Origin of the sequence: Protofrankia sp. Cas3, from assembly GCF_963555955.1 — a bacterium.
Classification (GTDB): domain Bacteria; phylum Actinomycetota; class Actinomycetes; order Frankiales; family Frankiaceae; genus Protofrankia.
In genome coordinates this window covers 1-5374 of sequence record NZ_CAUVXP010000253.1, presented here as the reverse complement: position 1 = coordinate 5374, position 5374 = coordinate 1, and the positions used below count along the sequence as shown (strand labels likewise).

The 5374-nt window shown below is 65.4% G+C and carries 3 protein-coding genes; 2 read left to right on the top strand and 1 reads right to left on the bottom strand.

The genetic code is table 11. The annotated features are described in order from the left end of the window. Window positions 1–2844: helicase-related protein (locus U9983_RS26515; protein WP_322756625.1), on the top strand; the 2844-nt coding region annotated here is incomplete at its 5' end. Beyond that, the gene (locus U9983_RS26510) at window positions 2841–5033 is read left to right on the top strand and encodes a DEAD/DEAH box helicase (protein ID WP_322756624.1); all 2193 of its coding nucleotides are present in this window, start codon (window positions 2841–2843) and stop codon (window positions 5031–5033) included. The genes U9983_RS26515 and U9983_RS26510, both read left to right, overlap by 4 nt. Window positions 5034–5156: 123 nt before the next feature. On the opposite strand, the gene U9983_RS26505 is transcribed toward U9983_RS26510, so the two are convergent. Further along, on the bottom strand, window positions 5157–5374 hold a 218-nt coding region (locus U9983_RS26505; RefSeq protein ID WP_416211560.1), incomplete at its 5' end, for a transposase.

Sequence of the window (5374 nt, the reverse complement as noted above, 5' to 3'; positions counted from 1 at the left end):
GCCCTCTTCGACTCGATGCTCGCTGTGTCGATGTCGGAGGTGGAGCCCCTTCCGCACCAGCTCACGGCCGTCTACGGTGAGCTGCTACCGCGGACCCCATTGCGGTTCCTGCTCGCGGACGACCCGGGTGCAGGCAAGACCATCATGTGTGGACTTTACGTCAAGGAATTGATCTTGCGTGGAGACCTCGCGCGGTGTCTGATTGTTGCTCCCGGTTCGCTGGTGGAGCAGTGGCAGGATGAGTTGTACAACAAGTTCGGCCTGCGTTTCGATCTGTTGACCACATCGTTGGTCGACTCCGCCGTCGACGGCAATGTTTTCGAGCGGTATCCGCTGCTCATCGCACGCATGGACCACTTGGCACGCAATCCTGATCTTCTCGGAAAGCTCGAATCCTCCGACTGGGATCTCGCGGTCGTGGACGAAGCGCACCGGATGTCCGCTCGGTACTCCGGATACGAGGTGAAGACGACCCGCCGGTACCAGTTGGGCGAGCTCCTCGGGAAGGTGTCCCGGCATCTGCTGCTGATGACGGCTACCCCGCACGCGGGAAAGCAGGAGGACTTCCAGCTCTTCCTTGCGCTCCTCGATGGAGACAGGTTTGAGGGCCGGTTTCGGGACGGGGTTCATAGTGTGGACCCCGCGGGGCTGATGCGGCGTATGGTCAAGGAGGACCTGCTCACCATGGAGGGCAGGCCGCTGTTTCCCGAACGGCGGGCCTACACGGTGCCATATGAGCTTTCGCCGGGTGAGCAGGGCCTCTACGAAGCCGTGACTGACTACGTGCGGCACGAGATGAACCGCGCCGACCGACTGAAGGAGCAGGGCGACGGCCAGCGCGGCACCACCGTCGGGTTTGCATTGACCATCCTGCAGCGCCGTCTTGCCTCCAGCCCAGAAGCCATCCTCAGAAGCCTGGAACGCCGCCGCGCCCGGTTGGAGCGGCGACGCCGGGAGATGCGGGCCGATGCGGCCAGACCGCCGCGGCTGGATGCCGACCGGTTTCTCAGCGGCGTCAACGTCGACACCGAGATCGATGACCGGCTCGACGACCTGGTGAGCGAGGAACGTGAGGAACTTGAGGACGATGTCGCCGACGCGGCGACCGCCTCCAATACCCGCGCTGAACTCGATACTGAAATCGCGCTGCTCGCCCAGTTGGAAAAGAACGCACACCGTGTGCGTCATTCCGGCACCGACCGGAAGTGGTCCGAACTGCGGGCGATCCTGTGCGACAGCGACCTGACCCATGACCAGGCGGGCACTCTTCGAAAGATCATCATCTTCACCGAACATCGGGACACGTTGAACTACCTGGTCGCACGCATCGGCGAGCTGATCGGTGACCGTGACGCAGTGGTATCCATCCACGGCGGGGTTCGCCGTGAGCAGCGCCGCGCTGCCCAGGAGCGATTCACTCAGGATGCCCGCGTCCGGGTCCTCGTGGCCACGGACGCCGCCGGTGAAGGTGTGAACCTGCAACGGGCTCATCTGATGGTCAACTACGACCTGCCGTGGAACCCCAACCGGCTCGAGCAGCGGTTCGGCCGCATTCACCGCATCGGGCAGACGGAGGTCTGCCACCTGTGGAACCTGGTGGCGAGCAACACCCGTGAGGGTGAGGTCTTTCACCGGCTGCTGGAGAAGGTGGAGCAGCAACGCAAAGCATATGCAGGCAAGGTCTTCGACGTCCTCGGTGACGCTTTCGACGGGCAGCCGCTGCGCGGCCTCCTCGTCGAGGCGATCCGTTACGGCGACCGCCAGGACGTCCGCGCCAGACTCCACGAGATCATCGATGCCAGAGTGGGCGAAGGCCTGGACGAGTTGATCGCCGAGCGGGCACTGCACGCCCAGGTACTCGCGACGGCCGACGTCGATGCCACCCGCCAACAGCTTTCCGATGCCGAGGCACGACGCTTGCAACCCCGTGATATCGAACGGTTCTTCCGGACTGCGTTCGGCCGACTCGGTGGTCGCATCGCTGCCAGGGAAGGCGGTCGATTCGAGATCACACATGTTCCGGCCGACGTCCGCGCCCGGCAGATCGGCAACCGCGTTCCGGTGCTGGCCCGCTACGAGCGGGTCACCTTCGACCGCGCCTACACGCGCCTGCACGGAGCGGTCCCCGCGGACCTGCTGGCGCTCGGACACCCGCTCGTCGACACGGTCGTCGATCTCATCGTCGAGCGCCACCACGGCACGCTCAAGAGCGGCACCGTCCTGGTGGACCGCAACGACCCCGGGCAGGCGCCACGCCTGCTGGTCGCGATGAGCCAGAAGATCGTCAACGGCCACCAGCCTCCTGCCACAGTTTCCAAGCGTTTCGACTTCGTCGAGTTGACACCCGATGGAAAAGCCGCCGATCCCGGGCCGGCGCCCTATCTCTCCTATGAGCCGCTCGCCGATGGCGGGACACATGCCCTTGCCGCGGCTGTCGCCGCACCGTGGCTGATCCGAAGTCCCGAGGATCTCGCCATCGACTGGGCGGTTGAGCATTCACTGGTCGAGCACCTGACCGCGGTGGAGGGGCGGGTTCTCCCCCGCGTGGCGCGTACCCGCCACCATGTCCGCGAACGGCTGCTCAGCGAGATCGCTCTCTGGGATCACCGGCACGCCGACCTGCTGGAGCAGGAATCGGCAGGTCACAAACCGGCGACGCGGTCCGCCAACGCCTACCGACGTGCGCGCGACCTCGAGCGTCGCCTGGCCGAACGGCTGGAGACCCTCGACGCCGAGGCACGGCTCGCTCTGTGCCCCCCGATTGTCGAAGGGGTTGCGCTCGTGCTGCCGCTGGGCTTCGTGGACATGCACACGGGCCGGGCTGATACGAGCGCGCCGCGGTGACCAGCCCCCCGCCGGTCAGAGCCGGCTCTCGGGCCCGCGATCTACTCCGCCGTGCTCGGGAGCTGCATCAACTCGCTGACGAGGTGCTCGATGCGGATGATGCGCTGCGCGCCGACGTCGGCGACGCGTTCCGGACCCTGCGTGCGGAGATGGTGCGCCGCGAGCTGGCGACGATCCCGATCGGCCGGCTACGAGACAGCACGGACGGTCGTCTCCGCCTGGGAGTTCTCGAACGCAGTGGCATTACGACTGTCCTGGAGGTCTGTGAGGCGCCGCCTGGTGCGCTGCAGGCGATCGACGGTATCGGTGAACAGACCGCGAAACAGGTCCTCGGCGCCGCCCAGCAGATTGCGACCGCCATTGAGGAAAGCCTTGCGGTCCGCGTCGACCTCGACCCGGATAACCCGCGCAGCACTGCGCTGCTGGTAGCGCTACGCCGGTTCGACCAGACTGACCGCGGCGGACTTGCGGCCGTACGCACACCCGCCGGCAAGCTCCGCGACGACCTACCGGACCTGCTCCGTGCGGCCCGCACCAGCCGCGGCCGGATCCGGATGCTCCTCGCCGGCAAGGAACGCCGCGACGAGGCACTCGTCGCCCTCGGACGGGTCCAGGAGCTCCTGATCGGCGTCGACGCGACGGACCTGCCCAACCAGCTTGCGCGGGCTGTCGAACTGGTCCGCCATCCAGCAGAACCCGACGGCGTCTGGGCCGACTTCGAGCGTCGGGCAGCCGAGTACTACGGCTTGCTCGGCGAGGTCGTCGATCTCAACCTCGACGTCGACGCGGTCGAGGGTTTCCTGCCCGCCGAGATCACTGCGCGTGTTCGCGAGCAGCGGCTCGACGACACCTTTCGCGAGGTGTCGCTGCGCGGCTACCAGTCCTTCGGGGCACGCTTCGCCCTTGTACAACGGCGAGTGATCATCGGGGATGAGATGGGTCTCGGCAAGACGATCCAGGCCATCGCGGCATTCGCCCATCTCAGGGCGACCGGCAAGACCCATTTCCTCGTCGTCTGCCCCGCGTCCGTACTGATCAACTGGCTTCGTGAGGTCCCGGCGCGGAGCATGCTGCGAGCGCACCGGCTGCACGGCTCAGAGCGGGCTGCGAACCTGTCCGCCTGGGTACGACACGGCGACGTCGGGATCACCACCTTCGAGTCCCTGAAGGCGCTGGCGATCCCCGACGACCTGGGAATCGCCATGCTCGTCGTGGACGAGGCCCATTACGTCAAGAACCCCGCCGCCCAGCGGTCGAAGGCCGTGCGCGTCCTCACCGAACGCGCCGAACGGGTACTCTTTTTGACTGGTACCCCGCTGCAGAACCGGGTCGAGGAATTCAAGAATCTTATCGACTATCTACAGCCACACCTGGTGCCGAGTCTCAACGGCTTGCACACCATCGGCTCACCGTCGGTCTTCCGTAAGCAGGTCGCGCCTGCCTATCTACGACGTAATACCGAGGATGTTCTTTCAGAACTACCCGACCTGGTGATGACCGATGAATGGGAGGAGTTCGGGCCCGAGGACTTCGCGGTCTACCGTCGGGCTGTCGCCGAGGGCAATCCGATGGCAATGCGCCAGGCTGCCTACCGCACCGGCGAGCGGTCTTCCTCGAGTAAGCTTCGCCGCCTTCTGGAGATCGTGGCGGAGTCCACCGACAATCGACGGAAGGTTGTCATTTTCTCCTACTTCCGCGGCGTGCTCGACGTCGTGGTCCGTGCACTCGCGGCGGCCGTCCCGGCGGTGACAATTGTGGGGCCGCTCACCGGCTCCACACCACCGACCGACCGTCAGCGGATGGTCGACCGGTTCTCCGCCACCGCCGGCCCTGCGGTGCTGGTCAGCCAGATCGAGGCCGGCGGAGTCGGCCTGAACATCCAGGCGGGCTCGGTGGTCATCCTCTGCGAGCCGCAGGTCAAACCGGCGATGGAAGAACAAGCGATCAAGCGCTGCCACCGCATGGGCCAGGTGCGCTCGGTCCAGGTGCACCGGATTCTCATCACCGACAGCGTCGACCAGCGCATGCTCGAGGTACTGGCGGAGAAGAAGCGGCTGTTCGACGCATACGCTCGCGACAGCGAGATCGGAGCCGACCCGGATGCGATCGACATTTCCGACGTCGACATGGCGCGCCACGTCGTCGAAACGGAGCAGATGAGGCTCGGGCTCGCAGACCTCGCCATGTGAAATGGGAAAGCGGGATTCAGTTCACAACCTACTCGCCGCCCGCCTCGAACCTATCAAGGCTGCATGACGCCGAGTTAACCGGCATGGTCATTCTGCGCGCCAAGACCCGGCGGATTCGAGCGATCAGTGCACCATCGGTCCAAATTTTACCAGATTATGCGCCTCATTGTATGCCTCCGCAGGGGTTTTCCAGCCGAGAACTTTCCGGGGTCGGCCGTTGACCTCGGCGGCAACCGCGTCGAGTTCGGTTTGACTGTAGCCGGAGAGGTCGGTAGATTTCGGGAAGTACTGGCGAAGCAGTCCGTTGGTGTTCTCGTTCGTCGGCCGCTGCCACGGTGAAT